Annotated in this window: 16 protein-coding genes; 6 read left to right on the forward strand and 10 right to left on the reverse strand. The window is 41.5% G+C overall.

What is annotated here, in order from left to right; all coding sequences use genetic code 11:
- Nucleotides 1–3 precede the first annotated feature (3 nt).
- Nucleotides 4–642: a peptide deformylase gene (locus ACLOAU_RS07600; RefSeq protein WP_427861259.1), complete on the forward strand. Its 639-nt coding sequence runs from the start codon at nucleotides 4–6 to the stop codon at nucleotides 640–642.
- Nucleotides 643–660: 18 nt separating this feature from the next.
- Here the strand turns inward: ACLOAU_RS07600 and ACLOAU_RS07605 are convergent, their stop codons facing one another.
- Complete coding sequence (locus ACLOAU_RS07605) at nucleotides 661–2298, reverse strand: amidohydrolase (protein WP_427861260.1); 1638 nt, start codon at nucleotides 2296–2298, stop codon at nucleotides 661–663.
- A gap of 153 nt (nucleotides 2299–2451) precedes the next feature.
- Here ACLOAU_RS07605 and gnd point away from each other — a divergent pair, with 153 nt between their 5' ends.
- Nucleotides 2452–3906, forward strand: a complete 1455-nt coding sequence (gene gnd / locus ACLOAU_RS07610) for a decarboxylating NADP(+)-dependent phosphogluconate dehydrogenase (protein ID WP_427861261.1) — start codon at nucleotides 2452–2454, stop codon at nucleotides 3904–3906.
- Between the two features lie 690 nt (nucleotides 3907–4596).
- On the opposite strand, the gene tnpA is transcribed toward gnd, so the two are convergent.
- From tnpA to radA, 4 genes are all read right to left on the reverse strand, one after another.
- On the reverse strand, nucleotides 4597–5058 hold the full coding sequence (gene tnpA, locus ACLOAU_RS07615; RefSeq protein WP_427861262.1) for an IS200/IS605 family transposase: 462 nt from the start codon (nucleotides 5056–5058) through the stop codon (nucleotides 4597–4599).
- 79 nt (nucleotides 5059–5137) lie between these two features.
- A complete protein-coding gene (locus ACLOAU_RS07620) occupies nucleotides 5138–5659 on the reverse strand; it encodes a glutathione peroxidase (protein WP_427861263.1) in 522 nt (173 codons plus the stop codon).
- A gap of 26 nt (nucleotides 5660–5685) precedes the next feature.
- The gene (locus ACLOAU_RS07625; protein WP_427861264.1) at nucleotides 5686–6390 is read right to left on the reverse strand and encodes a ComF family protein; all 705 of its coding nucleotides are present in this window, start codon (nucleotides 6388–6390) and stop codon (nucleotides 5686–5688) included.
- 120 nt (nucleotides 6391–6510) lie between these two features.
- Nucleotides 6511–7899 carry a DNA repair protein RadA gene (gene radA, locus ACLOAU_RS07630; RefSeq protein ID WP_427861265.1) on the reverse strand — a complete coding sequence of 463 codons (1389 nt, stop codon included), beginning with the start codon at nucleotides 7897–7899 and terminating at the stop codon, nucleotides 6511–6513.
- A 503-nt stretch (nucleotides 7900–8402) separates the two neighbouring features.
- On the opposite strand from radA, the gene ACLOAU_RS07635 reads away from it, so the two are divergent.
- Nucleotides 8403–9092 carry a zinc metallopeptidase gene (locus ACLOAU_RS07635; protein ID WP_427861266.1) on the forward strand — a complete coding sequence of 230 codons (690 nt, stop codon included), beginning with the start codon at nucleotides 8403–8405 and terminating at the stop codon, nucleotides 9090–9092.
- A gap of 57 nt (nucleotides 9093–9149) precedes the next feature.
- On the opposite strand, the gene ACLOAU_RS07640 is transcribed toward ACLOAU_RS07635, so the two are convergent.
- Together ACLOAU_RS07640 and zwf are read right to left on the reverse strand one after the other, a co-directional pair.
- Nucleotides 9150–11642 (reverse strand): DUF5686 and carboxypeptidase regulatory-like domain-containing protein, encoded by a 2493-nt coding sequence (locus tag ACLOAU_RS07640; protein ID WP_427861267.1) that lies wholly within the window; start codon nucleotides 11640–11642, stop codon nucleotides 9150–9152.
- Nucleotides 11643–11925: 283 nt separating this feature from the next.
- A complete protein-coding gene (gene zwf, locus ACLOAU_RS07645; protein ID WP_427861268.1) occupies nucleotides 11926–13452 on the reverse strand; it encodes a glucose-6-phosphate dehydrogenase in 1527 nt (508 codons plus the stop codon).
- 237 nt (nucleotides 13453–13689) lie between these two features.
- On the opposite strand from zwf, the gene guaB reads away from it, so the two are divergent.
- Entirely contained in the window at nucleotides 13690–15186 is a 1497-nt protein-coding gene (gene guaB, locus ACLOAU_RS07650; RefSeq protein WP_427861269.1) for an IMP dehydrogenase, read from the forward strand.
- 110 nt (nucleotides 15187–15296) lie between these two features.
- Here guaB and ACLOAU_RS07655 read toward each other — a convergent pair whose 3' ends face one another.
- Both ACLOAU_RS07655 and ACLOAU_RS07660 read right to left on the reverse strand, forming a co-directional pair.
- Nucleotides 15297–16046: a LytR/AlgR family response regulator transcription factor gene (locus ACLOAU_RS07655; protein WP_427861270.1), complete on the reverse strand. Its 750-nt coding sequence runs from the start codon at nucleotides 16044–16046 to the stop codon at nucleotides 15297–15299.
- Nucleotides 16043–17884 (reverse strand): sensor histidine kinase, encoded by a 1842-nt coding sequence (locus tag ACLOAU_RS07660; RefSeq protein WP_427861271.1) that lies wholly within the window; start codon nucleotides 17882–17884, stop codon nucleotides 16043–16045. The genes ACLOAU_RS07655 and ACLOAU_RS07660 overlap by 4 nt, the downstream gene beginning before the upstream one ends.
- A 118-nt stretch (nucleotides 17885–18002) precedes the next feature.
- On the opposite strand from ACLOAU_RS07660, the gene ACLOAU_RS07665 reads away from it, so the two are divergent.
- Nucleotides 18003–18281, forward strand: a complete 279-nt coding sequence (locus ACLOAU_RS07665) for an Rdx family protein (protein ID WP_427861272.1) — start codon at nucleotides 18003–18005, stop codon at nucleotides 18279–18281.
- Nucleotides 18282–18329: 48 nt separating this feature from the next.
- Here the strand turns inward: ACLOAU_RS07665 and ACLOAU_RS07670 are convergent, their stop codons facing one another.
- The gene (locus ACLOAU_RS07670) at nucleotides 18330–19049 is read right to left on the reverse strand and encodes a head GIN domain-containing protein (RefSeq protein WP_427861273.1); all 720 of its coding nucleotides are present in this window, start codon (nucleotides 19047–19049) and stop codon (nucleotides 18330–18332) included.
- A 125-nt stretch (nucleotides 19050–19174) separates the two neighbouring features.
- On the opposite strand from ACLOAU_RS07670, the gene guaA reads away from it, so the two are divergent.
- A complete protein-coding gene (guaA, locus tag ACLOAU_RS07675; RefSeq protein WP_427861274.1) occupies nucleotides 19175–20710 on the forward strand; it encodes a glutamine-hydrolyzing GMP synthase in 1536 nt (511 codons plus the stop codon).
- The last annotated feature ends 91 nt before the right edge of the window (nucleotides 20711–20801 follow it).

Below are 20801 nucleotides of genomic sequence, written 5' to 3' on the forward strand. Positions count from 1 at the left end.
AGTATGCGAATATTCCCTTTTTTGCTACTTTTTATAGCGAACGGTATCAATGCTCAAAACTTCACCGAAACAGAAAGAAAAATTATTCTCGGTGGTGATACCAGTTCCATGCTTAGGGTAACGCCTCTTACCGAACCGGCCGGGGCCAAAGCTTTAAAAGCTATGTCAAAAGATATTGCTTTTAATGATCCGTTACTTCCCTTATTAAAGAACAGAATGCTGAAGTCGGTGCTGGATAGCAGTCGAAGAGGTGTAGGTATAGCTGCTCCACAGGTAGGTATTAACCGTAATCTTATTTGGGTGCAGCGGTTTGATAAGCCGGGTCAGCCTTTTGAGTTCTATATCAATCCTAAAATAGTATGGCGTTCATCCATCCTTTGCCAGGGGCCTGAAGGAGATCTCTCTTTCGAGGGCCGCGGAGATGTAGTGCGCAACTTCTCCATTATGGTATCCTACACTGATATTGAGGGTACTCAGCATATAGAGGTATTGGAAGACTTTTCCGCCATCATCTTCCAGCACGAAACCGATCATTTATTCGGCACTTTATTTACCGACAGGATCGAAGAACAGAAAGCAAAAAAGTATGGCCCTTTTAAACCGGTACGGGCGACAACCTTATTAAAGGAGTTGGCACAATAACTCAGCTGTCCACCGGTATCAATTTTTATATACCATTTCCCCGTTCAGGAAAGTTTTTAGCACCCGCGTATGCAGCAGGCTTTGTTCAGGTACTGCCATAATATCCTGGTCGAGGATAACAAAGTCAGCTAGTTTACCAGCCTCGAGACTTCCTTTTTCTGGTTCTTCAAAAGCCGAACGGGCTGCCCATATCGTCATACCACGCAAGGCCTGCTCGCGGGTCAATGCATTTTCCATCTGAAATCCTCCTGCCGGAAAACCTTTCTCATCTTTACGAATGACCGCAGCATAAAAAGTTTTAAAAGGAGAGATGTCTTCAACCGGGAAATCGGTGCCTAAGGGTATCCAGCCGTTTTGTTGTAATAGTTGTTGATAGGCATAAGCGCCTTTCAGCCGGTCTTTTCCTAACCGGTCTCCTGCCCAGTACATATCAGATGTGGCATGTGTAGGCTGTACAGATGGTATAATATTGTAGTCTTTAAAGTAGTGGAAATCTTTTTCGTTTATTACCTGCGCATGTTCAACCCGCCAGCGAAGGTCATTTTTACCGTTTAAATATTTAGCGTAAATATTGAGTACAACACGATTGCCACTATCGCCGATGGCATGAGTGCACATCTGCCATTTATTTTTTATAATCAGGGCCGCCATAGAATCGAAATGTGCAGCACTGCTCAATAAAAACCCTCTCCAGCCAGGTTGATCCGAATAGTCTTTTAGCAGGCAGGCGCCCCGCGAGCCTAGTGCTCCATCACCATATAATTTAAAGCCGCTTACCTTGAGTCGTTCGGTTTTAACCGTTCCCCGGGAAGCTAAATAATCGTAGTTCTTTTTTGCATCGCTCAGTAAAACAAACAGCCGCATCTTTAAGGAGCCTTTCTCCTGGAAAGATTTTATCTTTTCAACCACCTCATAGTTTAACCCGCAATCATGAATAGTGGTAAGGCCGGCAGCAAAGCAGTTTTGCTGGGCCAGTTGCAGCGATTTTTCAAAATCTTTATCCGTGGGGGATGGTATGCGGGCCGCTACTCTATCCATCGCATTATCTACTAAAACCCCGGTTAACCTCCCGTTTTGCATTATAAATTCGCCGCCGCTGATCTTATCGCCGGCTTTAACACCAGCCAGTTCCAATGCCTTGTTATTGGCAATAGCTGCATGACCGTCAATACGAACCAGGTAAACAGGTCGATCAGGAAAGCGGGCATTAAGCAGTTCGTTAGTTGGAAAAGCTTTTACGGGCCAGTCATTTTGATCCCAACCGCGGCCTACAATCCAGCCACTGGTATCTCCTGTTGGAGATTGATACCGGGCAACGCGCGCTATGATACTATCCCAGCTGTTTGTATTAAAAAGATTGATCTCCGTAAGCGACTGAGCATAGCCCGCAAAATGAGCGTGTGCATCAATGAAGCCCGGGTAAATATATTTGTCTTCAGCATCAAGGCTATCCTTAAAGCTGAAGGTATTGGTAAGTTCAGCTTTTGCCCCGGTAGCAAGTATCTTCCCATCCGCAATGGCCATTGCTTCTGCTTTGCTGAATTGTGAATCAACGGTGTAAATAGTGGCGTTATAAATGAGAAGGTCTGCAGTTTTCTTTGATCGACAACTGGTGATGAGAACGGCACAGACTAAGAAGAGCAGCGGTGTACGCATAATAATCAATTTAAGACGAATATAAAAAATAGCCATGGTTCCCGCCGCTTTATTATAGTCTATAGATTTAATTGGTTGTAAGGCAGAAGCGGTTTAAATTTGGCACTCTGTTTTTAAATCAAAAATTTTCTAACGATTAAACCAACAAGTAATATGGCAGAATTATCAGATATAGGTGTTATAGGCCTGGCAGTAATGGGCGAAAATCTTATTTTAAATATGGAAAGCAAGGGCTTTCGCGTAACAGCTTATAACCGTACGGTAGATAAGGTGGACAACTTTATCAATGGACGGGCCAAAGGAAAAAATATCGTAGGAGCGCATTCCATTGAAGAGCTGGTGGGGTCACTTAAATCGCCGCGTAAAGTAATGTTAATGGTAAAAGCAGGAAAACCTGTTGACGATTTTATTGAGATATTGTTGCCTCACTTACAGGAGGGAGATATTATTATTGATGGTGGAAACTCTCATTTTCCTGATACGGAAAGAAGAGTAAAATATGTAGAAAGCAAGGGCCTGCGTTATATTGGTACAGGTGTGTCAGGTGGTGAAGAAGGTGCATTGCTGGGCCCATCTATTATGCCTGGGGGGTCTAAGTCTGCATGGCCCGAAGTACAACCTATATTCCAGGGTATTGCTGCAAAAGTTGCTGACGGATCGCCCTGTTGCGACTGGGTAGGCGATGGTGGCGCCGGCCATTTTGTAAAAATGGTGCATAACGGCATTGAGTATGGCGATATGCAATTGATTTGTGAAGTATACCAGATCATGAAAGATGTATTAGGCATGTCTGCCGATGAAATGCACGAAGTATTTAAAGAGTGGAACGTGGGTGAGCTGGATAGCTACCTGATTGAAATTACGAGGGATATACTGGCTCACAAAGAAGATGGCGTGCCTACCATCGATAAGATCCTGGATACCGCTGGTCAGAAAGGCACCGGCAAATGGACCGGTACGGTTGCGTTGGAGCTAGGTATTCCGCTTACATTAATTACGGAGTCGGTTTTCTCAAGATGTCTATCCGCGGTCAAAGATGAGCGTGTGGCAGCATCTAAAGTATTGACTGCAGGTCCGTCAATTTCTTTTGATGGTGATAAAAAACAGTTTATCGATCAGCTAAGAGATGCATTATATGCAGCCAAAGTGATCTCTTATGCGCAGGGTTACCAGATGATGCGTGCTGCAGCTAAGGAATACGGTTGGGAACTGAACTATGGCAATATAGCGTTGATGTGGAGAGGTGGTTGTATCATTCGTTCGCGCTTCCTGGGTAATATCAAAGAGGCATTTGACACGAACCCTGAGCTTGTAAATCTTTTACTGGATCCTTATTTTGCTGAAAAAATACAGGCTTGCCAGGAAGGATTAAGAAAGGTAACAGCAACCGCTATTCTGAATGGTATACCGGCGCCATGCTTAGGTGCTGCAATTAATTATTATGATGGTTATCGCACCGAAAGATTGCCGGCCAACCTGCTCCAGGCACAACGCGATTACTTTGGTGCTCATACTTATGAAAGAATAGATGAGTCAAGGGGTAAATTCTTTCATACCAACTGGACGGGTCGTGGAGGTGAAACGGCATCAACTACGTATGATGTGTAGATATTAGACTTCTGCATAAAGAAAGGAGCTGGCCTTTTTAGAGCCGGCTCCTTTGTTATGTTGATGTGGCCTGTAAAATAGTCAATGCCAGGCTTCTTGCAATAACAATAACCTTTAGGGTTTGGTATGTGTTCTGTACTAATTCCGAAGGAATGGCGTTCCTATAAAAAGCCTTAAATGAGGGATATGTCAACCCCGAAGGGGTGATATTATTCCGTCATCAATAATGTCACCCTTTCAGGGTTTTATCGCTGGTCTATATTTCTTTCTAAAAAAATAGCAACCCTTCGGGTTTATGGGATTTTTTTGAGAAAAAATTCGAATACCTCCAGGTCGCATGTATTGTGGTGTAAACAAAACTCGTTACAAACCTGTCACGTCTATAGGAGATATGTTTTTTATAAACGTATAAATCGATAATTTCGAAGGAAAGGTATTTTTATAAAATAGGAATTATAAAAAATGAGGGTACCCCCACAGAGGTGATATTATTCCACCCTTTCAGGGTTTCATTGTTACAACTGTCCTTTTTCTATAACAATATCAACTCTTCGGATTTACCTTGCTGGATGCCAGTTATGGCTATAGAAGATATGGTTTTTCTAAACTTATAAACGAGCAATTCCGAAGGAATGGTATTTTATAAAAAAGCATTAAACGATCGACACATCAGCCCCGAAGGGGGTAATATTATTCAATCCAGTCAAAAATATATTTTGGTTGGTATTCGATTTCAAACTTCTCTAAAAAATCAACATATTCTTCCCGAAAGGTTTGCTTCCGGTGATGTTCCTCCTGATTTAGAATATACTCGTAAACTGTTTTTATGTGTGAATGGCTATAGGAGAAAGCTCCGTAGCCCTCCTGCCATTCAAATCTGCCTTTAACAAAGCCCTTTTCATTTATGAATCTTGAAGAGTTGTTCTTAATATCCCTTACCAGGTCAGAAATAGACATCACCGGCCTTAACCCAATGAAGCAATGTACATGATCTGCCACACCATTTACAATAATTGATTTTTGGCCTTTAGCTGTTATGATGCCAGACATATATCTAAAAAGCTCATCCCTCCATGTTTGATCAATAAGGCTTTGCCTGCCTTTAACGGAAAAAACCACCTGAACATAAACCTGTGAAAATGTGCCGGCCATGGTAGTATATTTAATCCTGTAAATAATAATCAATAGAATCAGGAATATACCGATGACTAAGTTCCGTGCGCTTGAGATATTAATTAAGATACTTCAGAATATCATCGCTCATAGGTTGAGTTTTCGGAGAGAAAGTTGCAATCAGTTCTCCCTTCTCATTAATCAGGAATTTTCCAAAATTCCAGGTTAATGGATTTTCTAAGCCTTTCTTTTTTGCTTCCTCAGAGAGGTATTTGTAAATAGGCGCTACATCATCTCCGGATACAGAAACTTTTGAAGCCATTGGGAATGTTACCCCATAATTTTTTTGGCAGAACTCGGATATTTCTTCATTACTTCCGGGCTCCTGACCTTTAAAGTTGTTGGCGGGAAATCCTACGATCACCAGCTTACCCTTATATTTTTTGTACAATGCTTCTAATCCTTCATATTGAGGAGTAAGCCCGCATTTGCTGGCCGTATTAACCACCAGTATTTTTTTGCCTTTAAAGTCATTAAAGTTAATGCTGCCACCGCTTAACCCGTTTACCTTAAACTGGTAAATATTGCCCGCAAAAAATAATGTAGACGATAATAATAATGTAAGAAATAAAGTTTTCATTGTAGAATGATTAACTGTTTAATGAATTAAATTTTAGATGCATAGCACAACGTCGCAATACTTAGTTTAACACCTGGTGCCCGTAAAAGTTCTTGTCCGCAGGCTTCCAGTGTTGCTCCGGTAGTAATTACATCGTCCACTAAAAGTACGTGTTTGTTTTCAATTAGGTTTTCGCTGGTTAATGCAAACTTGCCTTCCATGTTTTTCCATCGGTCAGTACGGTTTTTCTTCGTCTGAGTTTCAGTGGCATCTGGTCTTACCACGGCACCGGTAATAACCGGAATTCTCAGTATCTCAGCCATGCCATTACACAGAATTTCAGCCTGGTTGTATCCTCTTTTTCTTTGTTTACTTTCATGCAATGGCAGTGGTATCAACGCATTTACATCTCCAAAGCGACGGCTTTCCAATAATTGATTACCCATGATTAAGCCTAATTGGTACCCCAAGTCCTTATTACCCTTGTATTTAAATGCATGCATCATATGTTGCAAGACAGAATGCTTGGTAAAATATAACTGGGCAGTTGCTTTTTCAAATTCAATTCTACCTGCTAATATTTTTTCTATAGGGTTGTTAGCCCGCTTTTCAAAGCGGCTTAAAGGCAAACCATAAATGCATTTTATACAGAGCTGGCTACTGGGAGGTAGGGCATCTGAGCCACAACCCGCGCATAAATGCGGGTAAAAGAGCTGCAAAAGAGACTCTTTAATTAACGTAAGAGTGCTCATGGTTAGATGTTTACATTTAATAATAGGTTGTACCTGGCAAATAACTCTGGTCATTTGCAGGGGCGGTATACTTATCTGATCAACAGGCAAGTGCTTAGCTTATTTGCCTTCCATATAAAGTTAAAATAAATATTGGTATACTTCTTCAACCCGGGCCATTGTGACCACTTCTATATTAAACTTCTGCCGGCTTTGTCTTACCGATTGGTTGTATTTGGATACGATTATTTTTTCAAAGCCCAGTTTTTCGGCTTCTGCTATACGTTGATCAATTTTGTTCACCGCCCGTATTTCGCCACTTAAACCAATCTCACCGGCAAAGCAAATACTTTGGGGCAAAGGCACATCTTCATACGATGAGAGTAAGGCACAAAGCACTGCCAGGTCAATAGAGGGGTCCTCTACTTTAATGCCCCCTGCAATATTTAAAAACACATCTTTTACGCCAAAGTGAAAGCCCCCTCTTTTTTCTAAAACGGCCAGCAATAGTTGCAAACGCCTCAGGTCGAATCCGCTTACTGTTCTTTGAGGAGTGCCATAAACCGATTGTGTTACCAACGATTGTACTTCTATCAACAAAGGCCGTACACCTTCGAGTGTAGCTGCAATAGCAATGCCACTAAGCTGTTCTTCTTTTTGGGTAATGAGTATTTCGCTGGGATTGGCTACACCACGCATGCCTTTATCCGTCATTTCATAAATGCCCAGTTCGCTGGTACTTCCAAAGCGATTCTTGAGTGTGCGTAGTATACGATAGGCATAATGCCGGTCACCCTCAAACTGTAATACCACATCTACCATGTGTTCCAGTATCTTAGGACCCGCTATGCCGCCTTCTTTGGTAATATGCCCGATCAGGAACACAGGGGTATTGGTTTCCTTGGCATACCGCTGAAATTCGCCTGCACATTCTTTGATCTGTGAAATACTCCCCTGAGATGCATCTATTATATTCGATTGCAGGGTTTGAACCGAATCTACAATAACAACATCGGGCTTTAATTTTTTTATTTCCTGGAAAATAGTTTGTGTAGATGTTTCTGTTAACAGGAAAAAATTATCATTATTAATGGACGCCCCGTTGTTATATAACCTGTCGGCACGCATTTTAATTTGTTGCTCACTCTCCTCTCCGCTGATATACAACACCCGCTGATCCTGTAATTGCAGGCCGCTTTGAAGAAATAAGGTGCTTTTGCCAATGCCCGGCTCGCCCGCTACTAATATAATACTGCCGCTGACAATGCCCCCACCTAAAACCCTGTTAAGTTCTGCATCCGTGGTGTTTATTCTTTTTTCCTCACCACTTTTTACCTGTGATAAAGCAACTGCTTTCGATCCTCTCTTTTCATTAGCTGTATAATCATCCCAGTTTTGTTTGCCGTTGGCTTTCTCAATCACTTCTTCTACGAAAGTGTTCCACTGGCCGCATGAGGGGCATTGTCCTACCCATTTTACACTTTCATAACCACAGTTCTGGCAGAAAAAAGACTTCTTCACTTTACTCATGCGGTAAAGTTAGGTAATGAAGTTTACAGCTCCACTCGTGTAAGTTCAACGATCTGTATAAAAAGGAAGAGCGCATTTATGAATGACTCAAGTATTGAAATACCGCAGAAGGTATCGATTAACGTGTTTATTAAAAAAAGAGTAGCGAAGAATAGATGGGCTTATGAGATCTATTTTTATCAAACTGGTATATAAAGCAAAAAGGCCTTGCTTACGCTTGGCCCTTTTACTTACTAACCCATTAAATTCTGGTACTAAGGTACAAATTGAGATTAACACTAAAAAATGAAATTATTGATCCGGCAGGTTAACAAATTATAAAATGAGGATGGCAGGTTGAATAGTTTTTTTATAATTAATTGATAATTAATAGATAATAAAATTAGCCTAAGGGTTAAAAAAGCCCCAAAAATTTTTCTACATGACAAAAAGTCGGTTTTTTAGAGTAATTTGCCTTTGGTTCCGGATTTGATTGATTTCCATAAACAAATTATATTTTATAGATGACTTCATCCATTTTTTTAGTTTCAATGATTTTTGTCGGCATCAGTATGTTGGTTTCAATGGTGCTGAAAAGTAAATTTAAAAAGTATGCCCAAATTCCGCTGGCGAACGGGATGAGTGGTAAAGAGGTAGCGGAAAAAATGCTGAGGGAAAACGGCATTTATGATGTACAGGTAATTTCTACGCCCGGTTTTTTATCTGATCACTATGATCCGACAAAAAAAACGGTGAACCTGAGCCCGGACGTTTACGAGGGCAGAAGTATTTCGGCTGCTGCCGTAGCCGCACATGAGTGCGGCCATGCGGTTCAACACGCTACTGCGTATGGCCCGCTGGAAATGCGTAGTAAGCTCGTTCCTGCGGTTCAATTCAGCTCTACTATAGTGAATTGGGTGTTATTAGCAGGGGTGGTTATGGCATATTCAGGCAGCACTACACTTTTATTAATAGGTATCATATTAATGGCTATTACTGTTGTTTTTAGCTTAATCACCTTACCGGTAGAATTTGATGCCAGTAAAAGGGCATTGGCATGGCTGCAACATACCAATATAACCAATAACAACGAGTATCCTCAGGCTAAAGATGCATTAAAGTGGGCTGCTACAACTTATGTAGTTGCAGCGCTGGCCGCAGTGGTTACCCTGGTTCAGTACATTATGATTTATTTGGGAGGAAGAAGAGATTAATGGAAGGATTCTAAAATGTCTTCAAACGGGGTTGGTTTTTCCAGCCCCGTTTTTTTATTAATCAATTTTGAAGGCACCCCCTAAAAATCCGCCGAAACCTACGCGTACACCTAATTGGGTTTTAAGCAGGGGCTGGTATCCGGCAATGAAATCAACACGGAAGAGCTTAAATATATTTTCCAGGCCTACAAAGGCTTCAGCGTAATATTGATCCTGTTTTACATAAAAGGCATTTCCACCAGCAACCAGGTTCCATTTCAGCTTATTAAATAAGGGAATTTTATTGGTCAACAGACCGTTAAAGTGATGCTCGACATTGGCTTCACCGTAGAATTTAGCAACATTACTGTAAGCATAGTATGGAGCTAATTGAAAGCTATTCAGGTATTTCATATTATAGAAAGTACGGTTACCATTAAAATGCTTCATATCGGGAATCGAATAACGATCTGCATTCAGGAAGCCGCCTAAACCAATATTATACTTGAAAAGGCCCGCCAATTTGAGGTTCATATTGTCGGTAGCTGATAGCTTCCATTTATTATATTTTACATCACTCCCTAAAAGATCGGGTATGCCCGCCGTGTAGTTGAGCGTAAATACCGGCTTATCAGAGCCTATTGATACTTTTCTGTTGGGATATTGAATATATTTTTGGCCTGGTTGATAGCTTATAGCGATGTCTGCTATTAACGCCTGGTGGCGATCAAAGCCAACGGCCGCGAGTTCTTCAGGATGATTAGGAGTGAATGGTCGTGCGCTTTTACTAAATGAATAGAGTGAAGTATTGTTAAGGGGAACCCGGTCTTCGAAACTGGCGGCCACATTTATTGTAAAGCCATTTTCAAACTTATTGTTGTACTGAACATTCCCAAACCAGTTCTCATATAGCTTTATATAGTTTCTTTTGGCGAATAAGGTATAGAGAGAATTGGTAAGCGCGTTAATGGGATTATCATTGTTAAGCTGGCTTACTCTTTTGCCACCCGATAAACTCAAATACCGGTTACGATAAGTATCATCTTTAGAGGCAATGGTAAGCGTTCCAAAACTATTAAAATGCCGGTTCTCAAAACCATACCGCATGTTCCAATGTAAGTGATAGTTATAGGGGCCTTTATTGGGCATATAGTTAAAGTACTGGTTTACCTTTAATGCTACTCCTTCTATGGTATTATATTCTAAGCCCTTGGTCAGACCCTTTAACTGATAGGTAGCGGTTGAATTGTTGGAGTACCACCTGTAATGCTGATTGCTCCATAATATATGGGTTAGTTTAATTTTTTGTTTACGCCTCAACGAGTCATAATATGATTTGGGCCGGTTGTCCCTAACCGTGTTCATACTGTCTCTGAAAGTATAATATCGTTGTTCATCATCTTCCAGGGTAACAGGCCGGCTTTGTGTCCAGAAGCTGGAGTCTTTTTTATAATAACCCGTGTCATATTTCATAACAACATTATCAAAGTATCCTTGAGAAAAACGGGGATGGAGGTTGTAATTGCTATAAACATTTACAAAGCTGCCCACTCCTTTAAAATTGAACATATCGAATCCAATAGAAATGATCTGGTTTTTTGTTTTCCAGGTATCCGGAGTAACCGGTCCGTGCAATTGTTTGATCTTTAGTGTATCTATCAGCTCCAGTTGGTAGTCCTTTGTCAGCAGAAGATCTAAGCTGTAAATACGCCAGCTGCCTTCGGCTATTTCAATATTGCCCGAAAACAGGGGCTCCTGCTTTCTTTTAGGGATAACCCTGATGGTTTTAATGGTAACGCCATCTCTTGTATAAGTATTCAGGAGTTTATACCGGTAGAAATTTAACGCCCCGTCTGCAATAGGTGATATAAAGCCCCGCGATGAGCTGTTGACATCAAATATGTTTACGTTATTGGTGTAGAAAGAAGTGACTTTTGAGAAATTCAGCCCCATATTATCGCCCCGGCTAAAACTGGATCGCACCGTTATTTTCGATTGGTTGGGTCTTACTTCGTCTAACAGGAGATTCGATTCGGATAACATCGCTACACCTTTTCCCATAGAGTCAAGACCGTCTGAACCATCCCGTTCAACTTTTTGACCAAAGATTTTGCCCGGGATAGAGATTGTTCTGATAATGCCTTTCAGATAAATATCAACTGATAGAGAGTCTGTTTGCTGCTGGTAATAGGGTCTTTTTTTAATGGCCTGCCGGATAATACGATATGCCGGGTCTTCACCTTTGGCTTTTACAATTACTTCTCCCATCAGGTTTTGGTTGGCTATCAATACTACATCCACCTGCTGGTCTTTATCCATTACTTCAATTATTTTTTCAACAGCAACAAAACCCACGTATTCGAACTGCAATGTGTAGTTGCCAGGCTTTAAGTCTAATGAATAAAAGCCCTTGCTGTTGGCGGTGGTGCCGGTTGGTGTTCCTTTTATCGTTACAGTGGCATATGCCAAAGGGCTTCCATGCTCTTCTTTAATAAATCCCTGGATTTTAGCTGCATTAGTAATGGTAATAACAAAAACAGCCAGCAGGGTTGTTAAGACAAATTTTCTCATTACAGCTATTTCGTGTAAGCTGGATTAAAGTTACAATACTGTATAATAAATAGGGAAAGCTGGTTTAAACATCGCTGTGATATCGTTACAAAAAGGAAAGCAAAATGTCTCATCGGTAGTAGTTTAGACAACTAAGTTACAGATGAATAAGAAAGCTATTTTGTTAAAATATAGGAGAAAAAGTTGGTTTAACATTTACTGACAAGTATAATAGTTATTGTAAAAACAAAAATGGCAGCAACTGCCAGGTTGCTGCCATTTAGAATATGCCAAAATTAAAGTATTAGTGTTCCTTCTTTCCCGGAGGTAAGGTGATCCAGTTTCTGCCGTCTTTCGCAATCAGTGCCTCGGCATCTTCAGGTCCCCAGCTTCCCGGTGCATAATTAGGGAAGTCTACCGGCGGGCGTTTTTCCCATGTATCCAAAATGGGTTCAATTACTTCCCAGGCAATTTCTACCTGGTCACCACGCATAAACTGTGTAGGGTTACCCATCATCGCATCGAGCAACAGTGTTTCGTAGGCTTCGGGTTGAGGCTCCTGGAAGGTTTCATTATAGCTGAACACCATGTTCACCGGGTTCAATGACATAGTTTGACCCGGGCGTTTGGCCTGGAACCTCAGGCGGATATCCATTTCAGGTTGTATGCTGATAGTTAACCTGTTGGAGCGCCAGGTTTCAGATGCTTCCGGAGGGAAAGCATATTTAGGCCCTTCTTTAAACTGTATCGTGATCAGCGTGGTTTTTTCTTTTAAGAATTTACCGGTACGCACATAAAAAGGTACGCCCTGCCAACGCCAGTTGTCTACATAAAATTTTACAGCAGCAAATGTTTCAACACCCGAGTTAGGGTTTACGCCTTTCTCTTCGCGGTAGGCTTTTTCTTCCTTGCCCTGCATCCATCCCTGTGAGTATTGACCACGAACAGCGTATTTCTGTACGTCTTCTTTTTTGATCTTGCGAATAGCGTTCAGTACATCCGATTTCTTGTTACGGATCTCGTCGGCGTTAAACGATACCGGCGCTTCCATAGCCACCATGCACAACAACTGCAAAATATGGTTTTGTACCATATCACGCAATGCACCTGAGCGTTCATAGTAGCCTCCACGATCTTCCACACCTACTGTTTCTGAAGCAGTAATCTGCACATGATCAATATAGTTGCTGTTCCATAAAGGTTCGAACAAGGCATTGGCAAAACGAAGCGCCAGGATATTCTGCACCGTATCTTTTCCTAAATAATGGTCGATGCGATATATCTGGCTTTCGTCGAACATATCAGTAAGCAATTTATTCAATTCCTTAGAGCTCTTTAGGTCATGACCAAAAGGCTTTTCTACCACAATGCGCATGCAATCTTTCGATTTGTCTAATTGCAGGCTATGCAGGTTGGTGGTGATTTCAGGAACCAGCTGTGGTGCTACAGCCAGGTAGAAGATCACTTCTGCAGCCGTTCCCCAATCTGCTTCATACTTACCGATAATTTCTTTGATCGGCTCATAAGATGCCGGTTGGTCTACATCCATTCTTAAATAGGAAATATGTTCGGAAAAAGCTTCCCAGCTGCCAGGAGGGTTTTCTTTACGACGGGAAAACTCTTTAATTCCACCGAATAAATGGTCTCTGAATTTCTCATTGGTATAATCCGTTCTACCGGTGCCGATAATGGCAAATTCTTCCGGCATCAGTCCATCTATACTTAAATTGAACAGGGCGGGAGTTAGTTTTCGTTGGTTAAGGTCGCCACTGCCGCCAAAAATAAAAAGAATGGTTGCCTGGGGCTTTCTGTTTTCTAAATCTCTTTGCATGCTAAAGGTTTTACTCTTAAAAGAGTGTATCAACACATTGTTATCCGGCAAATGTAGGTTAGATGTTCGAGAATATAAAGCCTATACAAAAGATGGAGAAAAGCCTGACAAATGCCTGTTGCTCCGAGGCAACTGATCAATAACAAAAATGGAAGCCATAAGGTTGTTTGCCTGCTGAATTATGTGCATTCTTCATTTTCGATTTTCCAGTTCATTGTCATTCCCTTAATTTTGCACATGGCAACAAGAAATAATCCTGCAGCAACTGCAAATTCCCCCAAAATAGCATTAGAAGGTTTAACGTTTGACGATGTACTATTGGTACCGGCTTATAGCGAAGTGTTACCAAGAGATGTTGACATACGTACCCGTCTTACCAAAGACATTACGTTAAATACACCAATCTTATCCGCAGCGATGGATACTGTAACTGAAGCTGCCCTGGCAATAGCTATGGCACGTGAAGGCGGACTGGGCATACTACATAAAAATATGAGCATTGAGCAGCAGGCTGCCCATGTGCGTAAAGTAAAAAGAAGTGAGAGCGGTTTGATCTTAGATCCGCTTACGCTTTTAGAAGATGAAACAATTGGTGATGCGTTGAGGCTGATGAAAGAAAACAAGATCGGTGGTATACCTATTATCGATGGTAATCATAGATTAAAAGGTATTCTTACCAACCGGGATCTGCGCTTTGAACAGGATCCCGCCAGGAAGGTAAAAGAAGTAATGACCAGCGAAAACCTGGTAACAGCACCGGCCGGCACTGATCTGAAAAAAGCAGAAACCATACTGCGCCGGCATAAAATTGAAAAACTACCGGTTGTAGACAAGCAGGGCAAACTGGTAGGATTAATTACCTACCGCGATATCCTGCAGGTAACGAGTTTCCCCAATGCCATCAAAGATTCTTTTGGAAGATTGTTAGTAGGCGCGGGCATAGGTATTACAGCAGATGTATTAGATCGCATTAGTGCATTAACAGCAGTAGGAGTTGACCTGGTGGTATTGGATAGCGCACATGGTCATACAAAAGGTGTTATTGATGCCCTGAAAAAGGTAAAAAAGAACTTCAAAAAATTAAACGTAATTGCAGGTAATGTAGGTACCGCAGCCGGAGCGCTTGCTTTAGCTGAAGCGGGTGCCGATGCGGTAAAAGTAGGTATTGGACCGGGTTCTATTTGTACCACGCGTATTGTAGCCGGTGCAGGTATGCCACAGTTGAGTGCGATTATGGAGGCGGCTAAAAGTCTTTCTAAAAAAGGAATTCCATTGATTGCCGATGGAGGTATTCGTTATACCGGAGATATGGTTAAAGCCCTGGCAGCGGGAGCAGATTGTGTAATGATGGGTAGTGTGTTTGCAGGCACAGAAGAAAGTCCTGGCGAAGCTATTATTTTTGAAGGTCGTAAGTTTAAATCCTACCGGGGTATGGGCTCTTTAGGGGCTATGGCAACCGGCAGCAGCGATCGGTATTTCCAGGATCCGGAAGACGATGTAAAGAAGTTTGTACCGGAAGGGATTGAGGGCCGCGTCGCTTTCAAAGGTTCTTTAAAGGAAGTTATTTATCAATATGTAGGCGGGTTAAGGGCCGGAATGGGTTATTGCGGCGCGAAGAGCATTGCTGATCTTAAAAAAGCGCAGTTTGTTCGCATTACCAATGCCGGTATGAACGAAAGTCATCCGCATGATGTGGTGGTAACCAGGGAAGCTCCTAATTATAGCAGGAAATAAATTTTAGTAAACAGGTTAACTGGTTGATATGTTGACAGGTGTATTGCGGTCAACATATCAACCTTTTTTACTATTTAGCGAATAGTTTTTTATTATAAACAGAGGTATAATTAAGAACTTTTTAATAGCGCCAGCTTTACTATTTCTTTTTTCGCCTTCGATATAGGTATTTTTTCACCATCCTGCATCAATAGAACCCCGCTATCCTCGCGGAGCAGGCTTTTTACAAAAGCAACGTTGACCAAATGACTTTGATGACAACGAATAAAGCCTTGTGCGTTAAAAAGGTCGTCATACTCTTTCAATGATTTCGATACCAGTATCTTTTCCTTGCTGGTTAGGTAAAACCAGGTATACGAATTGGTGGCTTCACAGCGTACAATATTGTTGACTTCGATATACCGCACTTCGTTTCGCAGGGGCAAGGCAACTTTTGCCGGCGCTTTTCCCTGCTGGGTAATATAGTCCATCAGAAAGTCGAGCTGTGTGTTCTTTTTCTTTTGTTTTATTTTTTCGGTGGCCTTGTCAACAGCTGCTTTTAATTCGGTTATGTCTACTGGTTTGAGTAAATAATCTAATGCAGCAGATTTAACAGCCCGAACTCCATACTGATCAAAAGCGGTAACAAAAATCACCTCAAAGTCTCTTTTGGCTAATTGTGCCAGTAGGTCAAACCCGGTTTGCTTTCCTAAGATAATATCCAGGAAAACCACATCTGGTTGTTGGGTGGTGATTATATCAAGTGCTTCGTCAATGTTATCTGCTGTGGCAATAACATTGATATCGGGACAATGCTTTTGCAACAGGATTTGCAGGTTCTCTATATTGTGTGGCTCATCGTCTACAATAATCGCATTCATGATAACCAGTTTTTAAGAATAATGGTTGCGGTAGTGCCGGCAGTTGTAGGTTCAATATCAAAACTCAACGGGGTATTTTTATAAATGGTATTCGATAAAGATACCCGGTTTTGGGTAAGTTCCAGTCCTTTTCCGCGAAGCAGATTCTCCTTATCAAATCCCTCACCATTATCCCTCACTTTTAAAATCAAATCCTCGCCGGCCTTTAAAAAGCTGACCTCGATAAGACCATTTTTTTTCTTATCAACAATCCCGTGCTTTACCGCATTTTCGACCAATGGCTGTAAAAGCATAACCGGTATCTGTATATCTTCGCTGAGCCGGTTATCAATAGTAATATTATATTTAAAACCAAATCGCAGTTGTTCCATCTTCAGGTAGTCATCTAAAAGAGCTGCTTCATCAGCCAGGCTCACCTGGTCTTTACCGGCATCGTCCAAAACCCGCCGGGTTAATCTTGCAAACTTGGAAAGGTATTCATTCGCTGTATCAATTTCATTTTTATTCATGAGTGTTTGAATGCCCGAGAGTGCATTAAAGATAAAATGAGGATTGAGTTGAGACCTTATTGATTGCAATTGACTTTGAGCCTGCTCTCCTCTTCTTTGTACTTTTTCGAACTTTAACCTGTTACGATACCTGCTCAGGATAAGAAGGAATAGCCCCAGCAGTATCAATGCGATCGCTGTAAAAATAATGGCGCTAATACCGATCTTAAGGCTTTGATTTTTGTCGGGTAATACAGTCAGCTCATAAACAAATTTTTTATCGGCAAATTCATGCTCATACATCCCGGTTTTATTAGTTCTGTCGCTCCTTTTTACTATGGCATAGGGAACAAATTCAATTTTGTATTCGCCAGGCTTGTCCCACATTGCCCTTGGGATACTTACTTTTTTAGTATCTCTCCCACCTATCAACGTACGGATTTTTTTCCCATTTTCCTTTTTTACCAGGTAAACAAGTGTTGAAATTGAAGGATCGTTATGGGTTGTAAGTGACATATCCAACAAAGTGTCTGCTGTATAAATTGCGATATGCTTTGCGTTGAAAGCTTTAATAAAATTATATTGATATGCTTCTTTTTCAGGATTGTAGCCAGGGAAGCGCTTTTTGTAGTAAGGGTTTACTCCAATCACTAAAGCATCAAAAATACCTGTTTGTCTCTTTATTTGATACCTGACTGTACCTGAAATCTCAGGAGTTTGCACCTCAATCCATTCTGTAAGCATAGAAGAGCGGTCAGCATAATTGCTGATATTATAAATCTCAATTTTTATTTTCTCGCCTCGCTTTCCCGGGAACTTGCCCAGGTAAGCATAGGAGAACTTTCCATCATTGGTTTTAATGAACTGGTCTGGCTTTGTCCAGGGCACAATCTCTTCACGGTCATTTTTAACAACATGGTACCGGTAATTGTCTGCATTACGTTCGTCGATAAGCACATCCGAAAATTCTACATAGGCTGTGCCGTTTACCAAAAATCCCCGTCCGGTTATTTCAGATACAAAAATTTCATCCTTATTGTCTTCAAAAGAAGCAGTAATAGCAGATTTCGGATCACCAAAGGCAGAGTAAGCATCATACCATTTTTTCTCGCCATTTATCGTTGTTAGCTTTTCATACAGGTAGGCATTTGCTTTTTCCCTTGCAGATGCTGATCGTATATCAATAATGCTATTTCCATCGTATTTCAGGTAGGGCAGCGATTTAAGATTATGATCCGTACGCTCTACCCAAACCGGACCTATGCGGATCATATCCGTTTGTTGTGCTGATATATTATATCCGTTTATGGATAAAACCAACAATAAGAGAAATGGCAGGGTGGATTTCATATCAATTTTAGTTTTTTACAAACCTATTCTAGTTGTTCCTTCGAGGCAACACACATTTAGCCAATACGTCATTTGATTAAGAAATGGGAGTAATCTGGTTAGAATTTAAATTTACACCATGAAACCAACTATTACTATAGAATATTGTCCTAAATGTGGCTGGATGCTGCGGGCTGCTTATATGGCGCAGGAATTTTTAACCACATTTACGGGTTATGTTGAGGCTGTTGCCCTGAAACCAGGTGCTATCAGCGGGGTATTTAGGATTTATATAGATAATAACCTGGTATTTGATCGTAAATCAAATGGGGGATTTAGCGAGGTTAAGGAACTGAAACAACTGCTCCGGGATAAAATAAACCCAGGCATGAGCCTGGGCCATTCTGATAAAAATTAATATTACATTCCTACTGCCGTTAACGGTCCCCTGTCACCTGTACTCTCCTTAATCCTTTCCCACGCTGCTGGCGCCACTAACATCCTGCGTTACCTGGGGGTTGCCCCTGTATTTAACCGAGCTGGCACCATGCGACCTGGCATTCAGTTTCAGGCTGCTAAATACACGTACCGTGCTTGCGCCAGACGCTTCGACCTCGGCATTTTCTGATTTAAGGTCGAAGGAGTTAATAGTAGAGGCACCCGAGGCGCTGGCTTTTACATCCCTGCATTCCCCGTCTGCCGTTAGGGTGCTGGCGCCGGATGCTTCCAGGTCGACCTGCGGCGCTCTAACCGAAATATTGCCGCTTGAGGCTCCTGAAAGATCGAATTCTATCTTTTTCTCCTGTACGAATTTGCCTTCCGTTTGTAACTGTGCTGCTCCCGAAAGATTGACCTTATCTAATGATGGAACAGAAATGTAAACCTTTACCTCTCCACTGGCATCCAAATTAATATTGTCTTTTACATCCACTTCTAAAGTATTGCCATCGTTTACCCTAACATAGAGGTAATTAAAAAGATTTTCATCGGTTTCAATTTTTACACTGTAGTTGTCTGACTGGGTTATATGCACCTCCATACTCGAGCCCAGGTCGAGATTAGAAAAGTTTTTAAGATCATAGGTTTTTGTGGTAAGCTTGCCATTGCCTTTAACGCGTTCGCTATCAATAATATTGCAGGAGCTGATTGCAAAAACAATTATTAATATTAAGCCTAAGTATTTCATGTCATCTGTTTAAGAGTTATCGAAAGTGTTAAGATATTTATTATTTATAAAATCAAATTTAAATTGAAAAACTTGCCCTGGTTGATCGGGTTGGAATATCAAATTAATATTACCTTCGCCGCACTATGACGGAAAGGATACTTATTCTCGATTTTGGTTCTCAATATACCCAACTTATTGCAAGGGCAGTACGTGAAGCCAATGTTTACTGCGAAATCATACCCTATTCAAAACCATTCGAAATCGATAGCAATTTAAAAGGAATTATCCTTTCGGGCTCTCCGTTTTCGGTAAACGACCCAAATGCACCTGTTATTGGCATAAAAGATATCGTAAAACAGTTGCCGGTATTGGGTATTTGCTATGGGGCACAGCTTACTGCCAAAACTTATGGCGGACGTGTAGAGAAGAGCAGCAAAAGAGAATATGGTCGTGCATCTATGTCAGTAAATGACGAAACAGATGTGCTGATGCAGGGGGTAAGCGTTAAAAGCCAGGTATGGATGAGCCATGGAGATAGCATCCTGGAATTGCCGGAGGGATTTGAGGTTTTAGCTACTACCGACAGCATTCCTGTTGCCGCCTTTAAAAACAAACAGGATACCAATCCTTTATATGGACTTCAGTTTCACCCCGAAGTGTACCACAGCACCGAAGGAAAACAGATCTTAAAGAACTTCCTCGTAAATATATGCGGCTGTGCCCAGGATTGGACACCTGCACATTTTATTACAGATACAGTAGAAGCTTTAAAGCAGCAAATCGGTGATCGCCAGGTAATTATGGCTTTAAGCGGTGGCGTAGACAGTACAGTGGCGGCTACCTTAATTCATAAGGCTATTGGTGATAAGCTGCACGGCATATTTGTTGACAATGGGGTACTACGTAAAAATGAATTTGAGGATGTATTGGAAACCTATAAGCAACTGGGCCTGAATGTTACCGGTGTTAATGCCAGCCAGATGTTTTACGATGAGCTGAAAGACAACGCCGATCCGGAGGCAAAAAGAAAAATTATCGGCCGCTTATTTATTGAAGTATTTCAGCAGGAAGCCGCCAAATTAGAAAATATTGAGTTATTGGGTCAGGGAACAATTTATCCTGATGTGATAGAAAGTGTATCAGTACATGGTCCTTCTGTAACCATCAAATCGCACCATAATGTGGGTGGTTTACCGGCTACTATGAAAATGGAGCTGGTAGAGCCTTTGCGCTATCTTTTTAAAGATGAGGTTAGAAAAGTAGGTCGTGAGCTGGGTATTCCCGCCAACCTGATTGATCGTCACCCCTTCCCAGGTCCGGGTTTAGCGATCAGGATACTGGGAGAAGTGACTGAAGAAAAGGTGCGATTATTGCAGGAAGCAGATCATATTTATACGAATGCTTTAAAAGAAACCGGATTGTATGCAACGGTTTGGCAGGCGGGAACGATCTTATTACCGGTTAAAAGCGTAGGTGTAATGGGAGATGAGCGTACATACGAATTTACAGTGGCCTTACGTGCAGTAACCAGTGTAGACGGTATGACCGCAGACTGGGCGCACCTGCCCTACGATTTCCTGGCCGATGTAAGTAACGAAATTATTAATAACGTGCGGGGTATAAACCGCGTAGTATATGATATAAGCAGCAAACCTCCCGCTACTATTGAGTGGGAATAGCAGTGGATGTTCTTAAATGTTGCGGGATTGCATCTTTTGCTGCCCCAAAAACAAAGTACATGAGCCTGAACCGGCAGTTGCTGGTTTACAT

This window comes from Paraniabella aurantiaca, from assembly GCF_050309965.1.
GTDB lineage: Bacteria > Bacteroidota > Bacteroidia > Chitinophagales > Chitinophagaceae > Niabella.

What these genes read in the sequence shown, in the direction of transcription:
- ACLOAU_RS07600 (WP_427861259.1), top strand. Translation starts at nt 4, where the DNA reads ATGCGAATATTCCCTTTTTTGCTACTTTTTATAGCGAACGGTATCAAT.
- ACLOAU_RS07605 (WP_427861260.1), bottom strand. Translation starts at nt 2,298, where the DNA reads ATGCGTACACCGCTGCTCTTCTTAGTCTGTGCCGTTCTCATCACCAGT.
- gnd (WP_427861261.1), top strand. Translation starts at nt 2,452, where the DNA reads ATGGCAGAATTATCAGATATAGGTGTTATAGGCCTGGCAGTAATGGGC.
- tnpA (WP_427861262.1), bottom strand. Translation starts at nt 5,058, where the DNA reads ATGGCCGGCACATTTTCACAGGTTTATGTTCAGGTGGTTTTTTCCGTT.
- ACLOAU_RS07620 (WP_427861263.1), bottom strand. Translation starts at nt 5,659, where the DNA reads ATGAAAACTTTATTTCTTACATTATTATTATCGTCTACATTATTTTTT.
- ACLOAU_RS07625 (WP_427861264.1), bottom strand. Translation starts at nt 6,390, where the DNA reads ATGAGCACTCTTACGTTAATTAAAGAGTCTCTTTTGCAGCTCTTTTAC.
- radA (WP_427861265.1), bottom strand. Translation starts at nt 7,899, where the DNA reads ATGAGTAAAGTGAAGAAGTCTTTTTTCTGCCAGAACTGTGGTTATGAA.
- ACLOAU_RS07635 (WP_427861266.1), top strand. Translation starts at nt 8,403, where the DNA reads ATGACTTCATCCATTTTTTTAGTTTCAATGATTTTTGTCGGCATCAGT.
- ACLOAU_RS07640 (WP_427861267.1), bottom strand. Translation starts at nt 11,642, where the DNA reads ATGAGAAAATTTGTCTTAACAACCCTGCTGGCTGTTTTTGTTATTACC.
- zwf (WP_427861268.1), bottom strand. Translation starts at nt 13,452, where the DNA reads ATGCAAAGAGATTTAGAAAACAGAAAGCCCCAGGCAACCATTCTTTTT.
- guaB (WP_427861269.1), top strand. Translation starts at nt 13,690, where the DNA reads ATGGCAACAAGAAATAATCCTGCAGCAACTGCAAATTCCCCCAAAATA.
- ACLOAU_RS07655 (WP_427861270.1), bottom strand. Translation starts at nt 16,046, where the DNA reads ATGAATGCGATTATTGTAGACGATGAGCCACACAATATAGAGAACCTG.
- ACLOAU_RS07660 (WP_427861271.1), bottom strand. Translation starts at nt 17,884, where the DNA reads ATGAAATCCACCCTGCCATTTCTCTTATTGTTGGTTTTATCCATAAAC.
- ACLOAU_RS07665 (WP_427861272.1), top strand. Translation starts at nt 18,003, where the DNA reads ATGAAACCAACTATTACTATAGAATATTGTCCTAAATGTGGCTGGATG.
- ACLOAU_RS07670 (WP_427861273.1), bottom strand. Translation starts at nt 19,049, where the DNA reads ATGAAATACTTAGGCTTAATATTAATAATTGTTTTTGCAATCAGCTCC.
- guaA (WP_427861274.1), top strand. Translation starts at nt 19,175, where the DNA reads ATGACGGAAAGGATACTTATTCTCGATTTTGGTTCTCAATATACCCAA.